The sequence below is a fragment of the Pseudomonas fluorescens genome, from assembly GCF_902497875.1.
Lineage (GTDB): Bacteria > Pseudomonadota > Gammaproteobacteria > Pseudomonadales > Pseudomonadaceae > Aquipseudomonas > Aquipseudomonas fluorescens_BR.
In genome coordinates, this window is sequence record NZ_CABVHY010000026.1 from 18,671 (window position 1) to 34,241 (window position 15,571).

Below are 15,571 nucleotides of genomic sequence, written 5' to 3' on the forward strand. Positions count from 1 at the left end.
ATGTTGTTGATTTCGGGCGCTCCGCAAAGGAAGGCGTCCGTTATGGCAGCAGCAATGTGAACAAGCGGGAGCGGCGACTCTGGCGGCCGTCTGCTCCGTCGCTACGCAAGGCCTGATCGAGCGCAGCGGTTACCCCAGGATGGGGTCAGAGCGCGGCGGTCACGATCAACTCCAGCAGGATCTGCGGGTCATCGAACATCACCTGGGCCGTGGCCCGTGCCGGCATTTGCCCGGCATCGGCCCAGGCACTCCAGGTTTCATTCATGCCGGCGACATCGGCGCGCATGTCTTTCATCCAGATCTGCACGCTGAGCAGCCGGCTCTTGTTACTGCCAGATGCCTCCAACAACTCATCGACCCGCTGCAGCACCTGTCGGGTCTGGCCGCGGATGTCCTGGCTGCAATCGGCGGCGACGATGCCGCTGAGCCAGACCACGCCGTTATGCACGACACTGCGGCTCAGGCGTGGATTGCTCTCGATGCGTTGAATACTGCTCATAAGTGCTCCTGGGTCAAGGGTTTCTCGGTGGCCAATTGGCCAAGGGTGATGGGTTTGAGCGGCGACCGTATGCGGTAGTACCCGACCTCCGCGGCCGGTACCTGACGATGTTCGGCAATGATTTCGGTGACGCTCAGACCGCACAGACGGCCCTGACAAGGCCCCATGCCGCAACGGCCGAACGCCTTGGTCTGATTGGGCCCCAGACAGCCAAGCTCGACGTAGTGACGAATCGCGCCGGCGCTGACCTCTTCGCAACGACAGACAATCACCTCGTTGGCCGGAATGCGGTTTTGCTGTTGCGGGCGGTACAGCGCATCGATCAGCGGCCGTGCGGCACGCTGGCGGCGCAGGGCTTTTCGGTAAGGCTTGGCGAGTTGTTGCAACTGTTGCGCGTCAATGTTTCCAAGCTTTGCGACAACCGCCAGCGCTGCCAGGCGGCCTTCGAGCTGCGCCACCTGGGCGCCGCCGATCGCACCACTGTCACCGGCGATAAAAATCCCTGGCAGGCTGGTTTCGCCCCAGCGGTTACGGCGGGTGATCCAGCACAGTTGTTGTTCGTTCCAGTCATGTTCGGCGCGCAACGACCAACTGATCTGGGTGTTGGGCACCACGCCTTGATGCAGCAAAACCCGCGTGGCGGGAATGTTCCAGCGGCAACCGTTGCTGTCGAAACTCAGGGAGTGGGCCTGTGCCTGGCCCTCGACCAGCAGATTCCGGGCATCACGAAAATGCCTGATACCGGCGCGCTTCAATTCGGCAAGCAAGCCCAACCCCTTGAGCAGCTCGCGCCAGCCACGCAGTGCTCTGGGGACTTTGCGCCAGGCACGTGCCAGATCGCCCCGCCCGCTGGTGTCCACCAGGGCTTCGAGGGTGATGCCGGCGCGCAGGTATTGCACCGCAAGCAGGTACAACAAGGGACCGCAGCCGGCCAGCACCACTGGCCCGCCCGGCACCAGCGCGGCGCTTTTGAGCAGGATCTGCCCGGCTCCGGCGGTCATGACGCCGGGCAAGGTCCAGCCCGGGATAGGCATCGGTCGTTCGAACGCACCGGTGGCGATCAACACATGACGTCCTTGCAAGACCTCAGCGCGGCCATCGATCAGGTAATGCACTTGACGCTGTGGCGTGACCTGCCAGATCGCCGCATTGGCCAGATAACGTGCCCCGCACTGGAGGAACGCCGCAGCGAGCCCGGCGCCTGCTTCATAGTCTTCACCCAAGACGCTGCGGCTGCGCGGATCGGCCTGCAGGACATTACGATAGATCTGACCGCCGGGGCCGGGCTGTTCATCCAGCACCACCACCGAAAGCCCCTGTCGCGTGGCTTCAAGGGCTGCGCTCATGCCCGCCGGGCCGGCGCCGATCACGATCAGGTCGACCGTCTGGTTATTCATCAGCGCCCTCCTCGCCGTGGTCACCGACCCGCACATCGCGGGCGCCGCGCTGGCGACGCACACGCATACCCGCTCGAACCGGCAGCAGGCAGGCCTGGCAATTGGCTTGGCCATCCACCTCGACCAGACACTCGAAGCACACGCCCATCATGCAATAGGGCGCACCGGGCCTGCCGTTGACCGCGCTTTCGCGGGTGTGAGTGACGCCACTGAGCAGTAATGCGGCGGCCAGGGAAATGCCAGCAGGAACCGACAAAAACGCGCCTTCGAATTCGATCAATACGGATTTATCCGCCGGGCCCAAGGCCCGAAACAGGCTGTCAGCCGGCATGGCACACCTCTTTCTTTTGACTGAAGCGCTGCAGGCTGAAAGGCAGCACAGCCGGATCGTCGAATTCACCGGCAATCCACGGTGCCAGGCGCAAGGCGTGGATCGCCGCCAGGGTCACGCCGCTGTGGCAACTGACCACAAAGGCTCCGGGGCAGGCTTGCGATGCTTCATAGATCGGAAAACCATCGGCACTCAACACCCGTAGCGCACCCCAGGCCCGCACCAGGCGCACCTGGTCCAACTGCGGAAAGCACTGCACCGCACGCCGGGCGATATCGGCCATCACGGCGCTGCTGGTGCCATCGTCGAAACCCAAAGACTCATGGGAGTCGCCCAATTGCACCGTGCCTTCATCGGTCTGTCGCACGTAAGTGGTGGGGTAATGCAGAAAAGGTTTGAGTCGCTCAGTGACCAGGATTTGCCCCCGATTGGGATGCACCGGCACGTCCATGCCCAGCTGCGCGCCCAGCTGGCGATTGCCAAGCCCTGCGGCCAGCACAATCTGCCCGGCGTACCAGCGCTGCTCACCGGCCTGTAGCTCGAAGCCCGAGGCAAATTGGCCAATGACGCTGACCCGGTGGCCGTTGATGATCTTCACTCCGCGCATCCGGCAAGCGGCATACAGAGCCCGCAACAATTTCAGCGGATTGACGTGCCCGTCCATGGGCGAGTAACAGCCACCGACCACGCTCGGCCCCACGCCAGGCAAGCGGGCGCGCAATTGTGCCGAGTCCAGCAGTTCGAAGGGGTAATCGCCCGCCAAGGCTTCGCGCAGCCAAAGCAGTCGGCGGCTTTCTTCGGCCATTTCATCGTCAGTCAGGCACAGCTGGAACCCGCCGGACTGGCGCAGATGAACGTCAATCCCGGTGTCTGCCTGCAACGACGCTTCGAGCCGTGGCCACAGCGCCACCGATTCGCGAGTCCATTGCGCGTATGGACTCATCCCATAGCCCTTGCCCTGGACCCACAACAGGCCGAAGTTGCCGCGCGCGGCGCGAAAAGCGTCGTCACCTTCATCCAGGACGCTGACCTGGCGCCCGAGCAAAGCCAGTCCATAAGCGATGGACATACCCACCAGACCACCGCCGACGATAATCACATCAGGTTTTTGCATGAGTCCCGTTGTCGCTCGTTCAACGCTGAAGAATCACCTGCAGCGCAGGCACCCAGCTTGGAGAATCTTGATAGAGAAGATCCTAGAGAGCTGACAGCGCATTGAAAAATGCTTTATTTTGGTAAGCCCATGTCTTTTTGTTATGGATTTTTTGAAGGAACCCCCCGCCATGAATCTTCGTCAGCTGGAAGCCTTTCGCGCGGTGATTCTGGGCCAGACCGTGACCCGCGCCGCTGAAATGCTGCACATCTCGCAACCGGCGGCGACGCGACTGATTGCCAGCCTCGAGGAGGACATCGGTTTCAGCTTGTTTGACCGGATCAAAGGCCGGCTACAGCCGACCCCCGAGGCCATGACGCTGTATCAGGAAGTGCAACGCTCACTGATCGGGGTCGAAACCATTGCCCGAACGGCCCAGGACATTCGCAGTTTAAAACGTGGTTCACTGCACATCGCCTGCGCACCGGCCATGGGCTTGTCGTTCCTGCCACGGGCCATCGCCGCGTTCATGGCCGAGCATGATCAGGTGCAGATATCGCTGGTGGTGCATTCATCGCGGGCGGTGGTGGATCTGGTGGTCGGCCAGCGCTGCGATCTGGGTATCATCGTGCTGCCCAATACCTACCCCAGCCCACGCGCAGAGCAACTGTTGGCCACTCGCATGCTCTGCGCGCTGCCGGCCGGCCATCGTTTACAAGGCAAGACCACGATCGTCCCGGAAGACCTGCACGGCGAGGCGTTTATTTCCTACCCGCAATCCATCGGTTCGCGCCAACACATCGACGCGATATTTGCCGCCCATGGGGTCGAGCGCGAACTGCGCCTGGAGACCCAGCTGTCGCTGCCGATGTGCGCGTTTGTCGAACAGGGCCTGGGGGTGGCGCTGGTCGATGCCATCAGCGCGGTCGAGTACCGCGGCAGTGGCATCCTGTTCAGAGCGTTCGAACCGGCGATCGAAATGGACTTCAGCATGCTGTTGCCGGTTCAGGGGCCGGTGTCGAAACTGCACATCAGCTTTCTCGAACACATGCAGCAGTTCATTGCCCGGCAGATTCCTGCGGCTTACCGCTTTTAGCCCCTCGCTATTTCAGGTACCAGCCCCAGGGCCCGCCGATGTATTGCGTGATCTGCTTGGTCTCCAGGTAATTGTTGTAACCCCATTCACCCAGTTCTCGACCAATACCGCTCTGTTTATAGCCGCCCCAGGGCGCCTCGACGAATGTCGGCTGCGAGCAGTTGACCCAGACAATCCCGGCACGCAAGCGCCGAGCGACTCGCTGGCAGCGCACAAGATCTTGCGACATCACGGCCGCGGCGAGGCCGAACGGTGAGTCGTTGGCCTGGCGCAAGGCTTCGTCTTCGCCGTCGAAGGCCCGCAGGCAAACCACCGGACCGAAGATTTCCTCGCGCCATACCGAACTGTGTTCCGGCACGTCGGCGAAGATCGCCGGGGTCAAGTAATAGCCCTTGTGCAGATGCCCGGGGCGAGTCCCGCCATAAACCAGTCGCGCGCCCTCCTCCTGGCCTTGGGCAATGGCCGCGAGCACCTTGTCCAGTTGTCCCTGGCTGACCAGCGGCCCGAGCAGCACGCCGTCCTCGAAACCCTGGCCGATACGAATCCGTGCTGTGGCCTCGATCAACCTCTCGAGCAACGCCGGATACAACGCCCGTTCCACCAGTACCCGTGAAGTGGCCGAACAGACCTGCCCCTGATTCCAGAAAATGCCGAACATGATCCATTCCACCGCTGCGTCCAGATCGCTGTCGGCAAAGATCACCAGGGGCGATTTGCCGCCCAGCTCCAGGCTGATGTTTTTGATCTCGGCAGCGGCCGCCTGCATGATCCGGCGGCCGGTGGGCACACTGCCGGTGAAGGCGATCTTGTCCACCTCCGGGTGCTCCGCCAGCGGCGCTCCGGCATCGGGTCCCAGGCCACTGACGACATTCAGTACGCCGGCCGGCAAGCCTGCCTGATGGGCGATGGCGGCCAGCTCAAGGGCCGTGAGCGGCGTCAGTTCCGAAGGTTTGAGTACCAGGGTGCAGCCGGTCGCCAAGGCCGGCGCGACTTTCCAGGACGCCATCAACATCGGGAAATTCCACGGAATGATCGCGGCCACCACCCCGACCGGCTCCTTGATCCCCGCGCAACTGAAACGCTCGTCCGCCAGCGCGATGGGCTGCTCCGGTTGCTGGTCCGAGGCTTCGGCCAGATCGGCATAGAACTCGAAACAACCCGCCGTATCGGCGATGTCCCATAGGGCTTCCGGCAAAGGCTTGCCGTTGTCGCGCACCTCAAGGGCCGCCAGTTCATCCTGCCGGGCCCGAATGCCTTCGGCGATCCGCCGCAACACCACCGCCCGCTGTGCACCCGACCAGCGTGGCCAGTCACCTTGGTCAAAGGCCTTGCGGGCCGCCGCGACGGCCAGGTCGATGTCTTCAGCGGTGGCCGCCGCGACACGGGCCAGAAGGCTTTCGTCGCTCGGATCGAAGGTGTCGAATCGACCGTTGTGCACCGGGGCGACCCATTCGCCACCGATATAAAGCTGTTCATAGTCACCCATGGCAAACTCCCTCTATAAGTGCCCGCTCCAGACGGACGTTTTCCAGCCGACTGAAGGCATCGATCCGCACCCCTTGGCCGACGCTCACTCCAGGACCGAACACCACGCACGGCTCGACCCGGACATCGGCCGCCAACTGCGTGTCGGCGCTGAAGAACACGGTGTCCGCCGCCACCAGGCTGACGCCGGCCTGCAGCATTGCCCGGCGTCGACGCTGCTGGAATACCTGTTCGGCGGCGTGCAACTGCTCACGGTCGTTGACCCCGAGCACTTCCTCTTCGGCCACTGCCACCGCTGTCACCGGCAATCCGGCGGTAACGGCCAGCGCCACGGCGTCCGTGAGGTAGTACTCGCCTTGGGCATTATCATTGCCGATCTGTTCCAGCAGCCAGAGACAGCTGTCGGCGCGCAACCCCATCACCCCGCCATTGCAGAAATCGACTTCAAGCTCTTGCGGGCTGGCGTCCTTGGCCTCGCGGATCGCCAATAGCCGGCCGTCCTCGACCAGCAAGCGTCCATAAGGGCCTGGCCGGGCGCTATGAAAGCCGGCCACGGCCACCGCCGCGCCATCGACCAGGGCCTGGCGCAACCGCTCCAGGGTCGTTGCGCTGATCAACGGCGAATCACCGAACAGCACCAGCACGCAGCCCTGCTCCAACGCTTGCAAAGCCGGTCGCGCCGCCAGCAGCGCATGGGCGGTACCGAGCCGCTCATGCTGGATAAATAGCTGCGTGCCCGGTGCCAGTTGATGAACGTAGTCGGCAACCTCGCCACTGTCCGCCCCCAACACCACCGCCAGACGTTCGATGCCAGCATCCTGAACGGCGGCCAGTACATGCCCCAGCAACGGCCGGTTGCCCACCGGGTGCATGACCTTCGGCAGCGCCGAACACATGCGGGTGCCCTGCCCGGCGGCCAGTATCACCGCGAGGGACGGCCACGAAAAATGATCGCTCATGCTGTCTTCCTGTTTCGTCCAAGGGAGCGTGGATCAGGCCGGGTCGCGGTAGAACACGTCATCGGCATAGGGATACCACCAGTCCTGGATGCGCGGCTGATGATCGATGATCACCATCTTCGAACGGCGGAAGGCTTCCAGGCCCTGGCGACCCAGCTCACGCCCCAGGCCCGACATTTTCCAGCCGCCAAACGGCAGTGCGTCGTTATCGATCAGCGGGTTGTTGACCCAGACCATACCGGCTTCCAGTCGCTCGGCGGCCTCCATCGCTTCGGCCAGATCGGTGGAGAACAACGACGCGCCAAGCCCGAAGGGCGAATCGTTGGCCAGGCGCACGGCTTCGTCGAAATCGCTGACCCGGCAGATCGCCGCCACAGGCCCGAAGCACTCCTCATGCAGAATCGCCATTTCGGCGGTGATGCCGGTGAGAATGGTCGGTTCATAGAACCAGCCGACGGGCCGGTCTGGTGGTATCCGCCCGCCGCACACCAGGGTCGCGCCCTTGGCCAAGGCGTCATCCACCAGACGAATGACTTTGTCGCGCGCCGCTTCACTGACCATCGGACCGATCTCCGAACGCTCCAGGCCATGGCCGATGCGCAATGCCCGGGTGCGCTCGGCGAATTTGGCGACAAAGCAGTCATGGACCTCGTCGACCACGAAGAAGCGTTCCGCCGAGGTGCAGATCTGCCCGCTGAGGTGGAACGCAGCCGTCACCGCGCCGGCCGCCGCCACGTCCAGCGGCGCATGCCGGGAGATAATCAACGGGTCGCTGCCCCCGGCCTCGATTACACAGGGTTTCATCCGTTCGGCGCAGGCCACCGCCACCGCCTTGCCCGCCGCGACACTGCCGGTAAAGGCCACCGCATGGGTGCCCGCCGATTGCACCAGCAGTTGCGCGGTGAGCGCATCGCCCGGCACACAGGAAATCAACCCCGGCAGCAGTGAAGTGAAGTGCTCCATGAATTTGAGGGTACAGAGCGTGGTGGCTTCCGCCGGTTTGACGATACAGGCGTTACCCGCGGCCAGCGAGGCGGCGACGGTCCAGCACATCAACAGGATCGGAAAGTTGAATGGCATAATGTGCACGCTGACGCCATAAGGCTCGTAGCGCACATGCTGGAACGAGCCGATCTGCGTGGTGCCGGCGACTTTGCCGGCGTCGTCCCGGGCCATTTCCGCGTAGTAGCGAAAAATCGGCGCGCAGTTGGCCAGTTCGCCCATGGCCTCGGGAAAAGGCTTGCCCATTTCCAGGGTCATCAGCCGGGCGACTTCGCGGTTGCGCTCGATGGACTGCTCGATGGTGTTGGCCAATTGATGCAGGCGCGCCGCGCGGCTTTTCGCATCGATCTTGCGCCATTCCTTTTGTGCTGCGTTGGCCGCATCGACAGCGGCTTGCACATCGACTTCGTCGCCCAGGCCGATCTGCCCGACGCGCGCAAGCGTCGCCGGATCGAAGATCTCGCGCAAACGGCGGCTGGCCGGTGCCAGGTACTCGGGGTTGATGAAGCGCAAAGCGGTGTCACAGTGAAAAGTGGCCATGGGAAATTCCTTGGTCAAGAAAGGGGGCGGCATCCGGCAAGCCGATCAAGCGCGGCTGGCGGCAATCCGTCGCGCCAGCCCGGCAGGTTCTGCTCGAGGAACTCGCGCAATGGATGCAGCGCTTGGGTGTCGAGGGCCCGGGCAAATAACCCAAGGGTTCGCGGCAGGTACGCCAGATAGCCGCGCTTGCCGTCGCGCCAGGCCAGCCGGACAAAAATCCCCAGCACCTTGGCATGCCGTTGTGCGGCCAGGATCCGGTAGTCGCTGATGAAACGCTGGGCGTCCAGTAGCGGTCGCTGCATCAGGTAATGGGCCAACAAGGCGATACGCAAGGATTCGGGCACATCGCGCCGCGCGTCCTCGAGCAACGACATCAGGTCATAGGCCGAGGCGCCGAACAGCGCGTCCTGGAAATCCAGCAAGCCGCAGGCGGCGACGCCGCTGCGACCTTCGAGCAGCATCAGGTTGTCGACATGAAAATCGCGTAACACCAGCGCTTCACGGCGCCCCGCCACCTCGGTGCAAGCGTTGGCAAACAGCTGCAGATACGGCTCGCGCAGTGCCTTGGCCGCTTCGTTACCGATCAGCAACGGCGCATACCAATCGATGAACAACGCGTACTCGTCAGCCAACCGGGCCGCATCGTAGGGCGGCAGCTCTTCGGCACTTGGGGCCGGTGCCCGATGCAGTTCGACCAGGGTATCGACGGCCAGCCGATACAATGCCTTCTCCCCATGGCCGGCCGCCAGCAGCCGGGTATAGGTGCCCTCACCGAAATCTTCGATCAGTGCCAGGCCCGCCTCTTCATCGGCGGCGAGGATGTTCGGCGCTGACAGCCCCAGGCGCTGCAGGTAACGGGCGACTTGCAGATAGGGACCCAAGGGTTCGCTGGCCGGCGGCGAATCCATCAGCAAGGTTGCGCCATCGGCCAGACGGAAATAACACCGGCTCGAGGCATCCGCCGGCAAGGCTTCGAGGGCTATACCGGCGTACCCGGCACGGGCCAGAAAAGCCTCCCGCGCAGCGGCACGTGCCGCTGGCGATTGAACTGCATCAGTCATGTCGTTCACCGGATCATGTAGACTTTTTTCACCGTCTCATGGACGGTGCAGACGCCCTTCCAGTCCTTGCGGAAGAAGGCAATGGTGTCGGGCTTGATCTCGATCACCTCGCCGGACTCATGCACATAGGTGCAACGACCCTCCAGGAAATGGCAGAACTCGTCGCTGGTCACATGGCAAAACCACTGGCCTGGGGTGCAGATCCACAGACCGCATTCGGACTGGCCTTCAGGGCCTTTGTGCAGCACCACGCCAGACACCCTGGATTCGCCTTCGAGCATGGTCGGGATCACGCCCCAATCCTTGGTTTCGGTGATGTTCAGCGGGTCATACAGAAACGGGGTAGTCATTGGGTGTTCTCCAAAAAAGTGTGTTTATTCCGTGAATCGATTTGGCGTCCGCCCCCGATCCATGTAGGAGCTGCCGCAGGCTGCGATCTTCTAAAAAACACCATCAGTCTTCAGCCAGCATGTAGACATTGCGCAGGGTTTCCCGGACGTGGCATTCGCCGGTCCAGCCGGCCGGGAACAGCACCAGGGTGTTGGGGCGGACCTCGATCACTTCGCCGTCGTCATTGCGGTAGGTGGCAACACCTGCAAGGAAATGGCACAGCTCGTCACGCGGAATCGACAGCCGCCAGCGTCCCGGGGTGCAGACCCACAAGCCGGTTTCCGGGCGGTTGTCCGGGCCTTTGAACAACAAGCGGCCGCTGGAACGCGAGACGCCTTCGACGGCATCGCTTTGCACTCCCCAATCCACCAGGTCGGTGCGACTGCTCACGGCTTCGAGGAACGGCGTATTGCCCGCCGTGGTGTTTGGGTCAGTCACGTTTGAGTACCTCATCAAGAATTTTTGCCGCGTCTTCCGGGCCCTTGCGTGATTGCATCTGGGCGCTGGTGCGTTGCAAGCGTTGGCGCATCGATTCGTCGTCCAGGCAAGCCGCCAGCTTTTGCGCCAGCTGCGCCTCGGTCCATTGGTAACGGTCGAGCTTGAAGCCGTGACCGCTTTCTTCAGCGCGCATGGCGTTGTCGTGACCGTCCCAGACGTAGGACATGACAATCGCCGGTTTGCCGAAGAACAGGCATTCGGTGAAGCTGTTGTTGCCACCGTGATGGATCACCGCGTCAACCTGGGCGATGACCGAGGGCTGCGGGAACCAGTTGGAAATCTGCACGTTGTCCGGCAGATCCGGGTACTCGTCGAGGTGTTCGCCGACATTGAACAAGGCCCGGTAGGGCAGCTTGCCAACTGCCGCGATCAGCCGCTTGAGCAGCTCGACATCACCGGAACCGAGGCTGCCGAAACTGGCGTAGAGCAGCGGTTTGTCGTTGTTGGCGCGGAATTCGGGGATCTCATACGCGGTGTCGTTGCGCACGCAACCTTGCAGGTAATGGAAACGCTCGGCCGGCAGCGGATGACGGCGCTCGAATTTGACCGCATCCGGATACAGCAGCAGGTTCATGTACGGCGACGCTTCGAAGAAGGTGCCCAACGGATACGGCTGCTCGCCATGGGCCTCGAGGAAACGGTTGAAGTCCTGGTGAATCGGCCCGACCACCTCTTCGAAGCGCTGACGAAATTGTGCGTGCCCGGCCTTGTCGTCGATGCTCATGCCCGACAGGTGCGGCGGGATGTCCGGGTCTTCGATCTCATTCTCCGAACAGGAAATGATCCGTACCCAGGGCTTGCCGTATTGCTTGATCGCCGGGAACAGGATCACGTTATCGACGCAAATCATGTCCGGCTTGACCTTTTCCAGTACCGCTGGCAGGTCCTTCTGGGCCCATTTGGCCGTGTCGACGATGGCGGCCCAGCACGCCTTCACATAGTTGTCGATCTGTTCCAGCGGCGACTTGCGAAAGTTCGGGATATGCCCGTTGATGAAGTCGAGCCAATAGCGAGCCATCTCCTCGGCCGGCATCGGCGCCGACATGTTCACTATGTGCTCTTCGAAGCCATAACCGGCATACACACCACTCATGCCCGGGTCGGTGAGGAACACCGCCTTGTGCCCGAGGGCCTCGCATGCCTGGGCGATGCCGACCGAATTCAGGGCCGGGCCATAAGCGGCTTCCGGAAAGAAGGCGATCACTTTCTGTTTCATCGAGAGGTACTCCTGCCTGGTCTTTTTATTATTTGGTGCGTCATGCTCGTGCGTCAGTGCTCAGTGCGTCAGTACGCGGGCATGCCGGGCGTGCCAGCCCAGCCGGATGTTCATACCGCTGGCAAAGTGCGCGAACTCGAACTGCGAGGACGGCACGCGGACAATCAGCGCCTTATCGCTGAGGGCCGTTTGTACATGCAGGTTGGTGTCCAGGCCGTGGTAGGCAACTTCGACGATCCGCCCCTCGACCTGGTTGTCGCAGTCGCTGGCCTGCTCTCCCAGCACCTGCAGACGCTCGGGGCGCACCACCACGGCAACCGCTTCACCACGGGTCGTTCCCGCCTGCCCTTCGACCTTCAACTCCTGCCCCCTGACCAGCACGCGCTGCTCGCCCGCGCGTTGGCCTTCGAACAGGTTGCTGACCCCAATAAAGTTGGCGACGAAGCGGCTGTTGGGATTTTCGTAGAGTTCGGTCGGGCTGCCGCACTGGCAGACCTTGCCGCCGTCGAGCACGGCCATGCGGTCGGACATCACCAGCGCTTCTTCCTGATCGTGGGTGACGATGATGAAGGTGATGCCGCTCTCGTGTTGCAGGCGCTTGAGCTCCAGCTGCATCTTTTCCCGGAGCTTTTTATCCAGTGCGCCCAAGGGTTCGTCGAGCAACAGCACCCGCGGCCGCTTGACCAATGCACGGGCCAGGGCAACCCGCTGACGCTGGCCACCGGACAGCTGATCGGGCTTGCGTTCGGCCAGTTCACCGAGTTGCGCAGTGCTCAGCACCTCGTCGACCCGCCGCCGAATTTCCGCCTCCGGCAGGCGTTCCATCTCCAGGCCGTAGGCGATGTTCTTGCGCACCGTCATGTTGGGAAACAGTGCATAGGACTGGAACATCAGATTCAGCGGACGCTTGTTGGCCGGCAGTGGCGAGATGTCCAGGCCATCCAGGTAAATGCAGCCGGAGCTCGGGGTTTCGAAGCCGGCGAGCATCCGCAGCAAGGTGGTCTTGCCGCAGCCGGAGGGCCCGAGCAGTGCAAAGAACTCGTTCTCGCGGATATTCAACGACACCTCGTCGACCGCCAGACCGCTGCCATAGGACTTGCTGACCTTGTCCAGAATCAGTACCGCAGAAGAATTATTCATGGGTGCGAGGAGCCTTGTTGAGACGCTGCGAGGCCAGCAGCGCGGTGATGCTGACCAGCATCACCAGCGTCGCCAGGGCATTGATTTCCGGCGTGACACCGAAGCGGATCATCGCGTAGATCTGCATCGGCAACGTGGTCGAGGCCTGACCGGAACCGGAGTTGAAGAAGGCAATGATGAATTCGTCCACCGACAGGGTGAACGCCAGCAGCCCTCCCGCCAGCACGCCGGGGAAGATCGCCGGCAGCAACACCCGCCGGAACGTGGTGAACCAGCTTGCGCCGAGGTCGATGGAGGCTTCGAGAATCGAGTAGTCGAAGTGTTTGAGCCGGGTGCGCACCACCGCACAGACGAAGGCGATGTTGAACACCGCATGGCTGACGATGATCGAATGCAGGCCGAGGCCGACCTTGAGCAGGTTGAAAAAGCTCAACAGCGCTATGGCCAGCACGATGTCGGGAATAATCATCGGTGCCATCAGCAAGGTATCGACCACCTGCCCCTTGTCGTTGCCCTTGCGCCTTAACTCCACGCCCAATGCGAGGAAAGTCCCCAGCACGCAGGCAATAAAGGTCGCCGATAGCGCTACAACCAGGGTATTGAGTGCCGCCGAAAGAATCGCCGTGTTATGGGCCAGCGCGACGTACCACTTGAACGAGATACCACCCCACGCGGTGGGCAGCCCGGACTTGTTGAACGACAGCAGGATCAGCACCAGGATCGGCACATAGAGGAAGGCATAGACCAGCCCCAGGTGCGCACTCAGGACGGCGGTGCCGGGAGAACGTGGCTGGCTCATGCGCGGCCCCCTTCTGCACGGCGCGCGATCAACGCCTGGATGAACAACAGGATCAACATGATCGCGATCAGGAAGAAGCTCAGCGCCGCGCCGAACGGCCAGTCCCGCGCCGTGAGGAATTGCGAATAGATCAGGTTGCCGACCATTTGCACCTGCTTGCCGCCCAGCAGGTCGGCGGTGATGAAGTTGCCGATACTGAGGACGAAGACGAACACCGAGCCGGCGGCGATGCCGGGCACGCTCAGGGGCAGGATGATTCGCCGGAACGTCATCCAGCCAGAGGCACCGAGGTCCTTGGAGGCGTCCCAGAGTTCGCTGTTGATGCGTGACAACGAAGAGAAGATCGCCAGGATGACGAAGGGGATGTAGTTGTAGACCAGCCCCAGCACCACCGACGCTTCGGTGTACAGCAGGCTGATCGGCTCACCGCTGTAGCCCAGCAATTGCAGTAGGCGGTTGATCAGGCCTTCACGATTGAGCAGGACGATCCATGCATAGGTGCGGATCAGGTAGTTGCTCCAGAACGGCAACATCACCAGAAACAGAAACACTGCCTGGCGCCGACGAGGCGCACGGGCAATCGCATAGGCCGCCGGGTAGCCGATTAGCACCGCAAACAGGGTCGCCAGGCCGGCGATTTTCGCCGACTTGAGCAGGATTCCCAGGTACAGCGGGTCGAAGGCGCGCTGGTAGTTTTCCCAGCTGAACACCCAGTCGATACCGCCATAGGCACCGCGCTCGACGAAGCTGTAGACCAACACCAACACACAGGGCACTACCAGAAAAACCAGCAACCAGCCCAAGCCAGGCGTGAGCAGCCAGGCCGACAGACGCCTGTCAGCATGCAAAGCACTCATTAGGAATATCCTCCAACCCCGGACACAGGGTGGCTTGCGAAGAGTGGCGAGGCATGCAGCGGCATGCCTCGTTCAGAACCGGACGAGGGCCTGGTGGCCTAGTTCTGTGCCGCCATGATCTCGGTGACGGCCCGGGTGTAGGCCTTCTGCGTGGTGCCGCCCAGATCGCGTAATTGCTCCATCTTCAACAAGTCGCTGGGGGCGATTGTCAGGTTCGGGTATTGCTTGAGCAGCTCGGGGGACAAACCGGCCATTGCGGCCTGGTTCGGAATTTTGTAGAGGATGTTTTCCGCGACCCAGACGTGGTTTTCCCTGGCCAGCATGAAGTTGACGAACTGGAACGCCTGGTTCTGATGCTTCGAGCTTTTGAGCACCACCATGGTGTCCACCCACAGGTCGGAACCTTCCTTGGGCACCACGAATTTGATGGCGGCGTTGGCTTGGGTTCCATAGTTGCACCAGCCATCCCAGGCATGCGCCATCAGCGATTCGCCGGAAGCGAGCTTGGAATAAAAGGTGGTGTCGTCGAAGGCGAGAATGCGTTTCTTGGTGGCGGTCAGTTGGTCGCGGACGGCAGCGATATGGCTGCTGTCACCGTCATTGACCGACCAGCCCTTGGCCAGGAACCCCGCCCCGAGCATCCAGCGGTCGGTGGCCAGCATCGTCACCTTGCCATTGAGGGCGTCACTGGGGTTGAGCAGCTCGTTCCAGCTTTGGGGGGCGGGACTGACCTTGTCGGAGCGATAGCAGATGCCCGTGGTGCCCCAGGTGTAGGGGACCGAGAAGTGGTTGCCGGGGTCATATTCCAGGCGGGTCGCTTCGGGGTAGAGGTTTTTCAGGTTGGGGACTTTGACCGGATCGATGTCTGCCAGCAGTCCCTGCTTGTGCAGGACTTCGGCGAAGGGCGATGAAACGAACACGACGTCGTAGCCTTCTCCGCCGGACGCCATCAGCTTGCCCATGATTTCTTCGTTGGTCGCGTGCAAGGCCTTGTCGACCTCGACGCCACTGGCCGCCTTGAACGTGTCCAGTGCATCAGGGGCCATGTAACCGTCCCAGATGGAAATCACCATGTCCTTGGCGCTTGCTGCCGAGGCGGCCATGCCTATGGAAACGGCCAATCCTGCGCACAGAAGGTCTTTCAGCTTTCTCATAATGCTCACCTGACGACTGTTATTGTTGTGATCGAAGGCAGTACGGCAAAGAAG

General features: G+C 62.2%; 16 protein-coding genes. 1 reads left to right on the forward strand and 15 read right to left on the reverse strand.

Annotated features, from left to right (window positions below):
- Positions 1 to 145: 145 nt before the first annotated feature.
- From F8N85_RS23680 to F8N85_RS23695, 4 genes are read right to left on the reverse strand one after another with little or no spacing between them, the layout of a single operon-like run.
- Positions 146 to 499, reverse strand: a complete 354-nt coding sequence (locus F8N85_RS23680; protein WP_150805938.1) for a RidA family protein — start codon at positions 497 to 499, stop codon at positions 146 to 148.
- The gene (locus F8N85_RS23685) at positions 496 to 1,896 is read right to left on the reverse strand and encodes an FAD/NAD(P)-binding oxidoreductase (RefSeq protein ID WP_150805939.1); all 1,401 of its coding nucleotides are present in this window, start codon (positions 1,894 to 1,896) and stop codon (positions 496 to 498) included. Before F8N85_RS23685 ends, F8N85_RS23680 begins: the two co-directional genes overlap by 4 nt.
- Positions 1,889 to 2,227, reverse strand: coding sequence for a (2Fe-2S)-binding protein (locus tag F8N85_RS23690; protein WP_150805940.1), 339 nt, complete (start codon positions 2,225 to 2,227; stop codon positions 1,889 to 1,891). Before F8N85_RS23690 ends, F8N85_RS23685 begins: the two co-directional genes overlap by 8 nt.
- On the reverse strand, positions 2,217 to 3,341 hold the full coding sequence (locus F8N85_RS23695; RefSeq protein WP_150805941.1) for an NAD(P)/FAD-dependent oxidoreductase: 1,125 nt from the start codon (positions 3,339 to 3,341) through the stop codon (positions 2,217 to 2,219). The genes F8N85_RS23690 and F8N85_RS23695 overlap by 11 nt, the downstream gene beginning before the upstream one ends.
- Positions 3,342 to 3,510: 169 nt before the next feature.
- Here F8N85_RS23695 and F8N85_RS23700 point away from each other — a divergent pair, with 169 nt between their 5' ends.
- Positions 3,511 to 4,416 carry a LysR substrate-binding domain-containing protein gene (locus tag F8N85_RS23700; protein WP_150805942.1) on the forward strand — a complete coding sequence of 302 codons (906 nt, stop codon included), beginning with the start codon at positions 3,511 to 3,513 and terminating at the stop codon, positions 4,414 to 4,416.
- 7 nt (positions 4,417 to 4,423) lie between these two features.
- On the opposite strand, the gene F8N85_RS23705 is transcribed toward F8N85_RS23700, so the two are convergent.
- The 11 genes from F8N85_RS23705 to F8N85_RS23755 all read right to left on the reverse strand — a co-directional run bounded on the left by F8N85_RS23705 (position 4,424) and on the right by F8N85_RS23755 (position 15,517).
- Positions 4,424 to 5,902 carry an aldehyde dehydrogenase family protein gene (locus F8N85_RS23705; RefSeq protein ID WP_150805943.1) on the reverse strand — a complete coding sequence of 493 codons (1,479 nt, stop codon included), beginning with the start codon at positions 5,900 to 5,902 and terminating at the stop codon, positions 4,424 to 4,426.
- Positions 5,895 to 6,860, reverse strand: coding sequence for an NTP transferase domain-containing protein (locus tag F8N85_RS23710; protein WP_150805944.1), 966 nt, complete (start codon positions 6,858 to 6,860; stop codon positions 5,895 to 5,897). Before F8N85_RS23710 ends, F8N85_RS23705 begins: the two co-directional genes overlap by 8 nt.
- A 33-nt stretch (positions 6,861 to 6,893) precedes the next feature.
- Positions 6,894 to 8,402 (reverse strand): aldehyde dehydrogenase family protein, encoded by a 1,509-nt coding sequence (locus F8N85_RS23715; protein ID WP_150805945.1) that lies wholly within the window; start codon positions 8,400 to 8,402, stop codon positions 6,894 to 6,896.
- Between the two features lie 14 nt (positions 8,403 to 8,416).
- Entirely contained in the window at positions 8,417 to 9,463 is a 1,047-nt protein-coding gene (locus F8N85_RS23720) for an aminoglycoside phosphotransferase family protein (protein WP_150805946.1), read from the reverse strand.
- 5 nt (positions 9,464 to 9,468) lie between these two features.
- Positions 9,469 to 9,813, reverse strand: a complete 345-nt coding sequence (locus tag F8N85_RS23725) for a cupin domain-containing protein (RefSeq protein ID WP_150805947.1) — start codon at positions 9,811 to 9,813, stop codon at positions 9,469 to 9,471.
- Between the two features lie 103 nt (positions 9,814 to 9,916).
- The gene (locus tag F8N85_RS23730; RefSeq protein WP_150805948.1) at positions 9,917 to 10,291 is read right to left on the reverse strand and encodes a cupin domain-containing protein; all 375 of its coding nucleotides are present in this window, start codon (positions 10,289 to 10,291) and stop codon (positions 9,917 to 9,919) included.
- Positions 10,284 to 11,567 carry a nucleotide disphospho-sugar-binding domain-containing protein gene (locus F8N85_RS23735; protein WP_150805949.1) on the reverse strand — a complete coding sequence of 428 codons (1,284 nt, stop codon included), beginning with the start codon at positions 11,565 to 11,567 and terminating at the stop codon, positions 10,284 to 10,286. The genes F8N85_RS23730 and F8N85_RS23735 overlap by 8 nt, the downstream gene beginning before the upstream one ends.
- A 60-nt stretch (positions 11,568 to 11,627) precedes the next feature.
- Entirely contained in the window at positions 11,628 to 12,707 is a 1,080-nt protein-coding gene (locus F8N85_RS23740; protein WP_150805950.1) for an ABC transporter ATP-binding protein, read from the reverse strand.
- Positions 12,700 to 13,506 carry an ABC transporter permease gene (locus F8N85_RS23745; RefSeq protein WP_150805951.1) on the reverse strand — a complete coding sequence of 269 codons (807 nt, stop codon included), beginning with the start codon at positions 13,504 to 13,506 and terminating at the stop codon, positions 12,700 to 12,702. The genes F8N85_RS23740 and F8N85_RS23745 overlap by 8 nt, the downstream gene beginning before the upstream one ends.
- A complete protein-coding gene (locus F8N85_RS23750) occupies positions 13,503 to 14,363 on the reverse strand; it encodes an ABC transporter permease (protein ID WP_150805952.1) in 861 nt (286 codons plus the stop codon). The genes F8N85_RS23745 and F8N85_RS23750 overlap by 4 nt, the downstream gene beginning before the upstream one ends.
- 98 nt (positions 14,364 to 14,461) lie before the next feature.
- Entirely contained in the window at positions 14,462 to 15,517 is a 1,056-nt protein-coding gene (locus tag F8N85_RS23755; protein ID WP_150805953.1) for a spermidine/putrescine ABC transporter substrate-binding protein, read from the reverse strand.
- Positions 15,518 to 15,571: the final 54 nt, after the last annotated feature.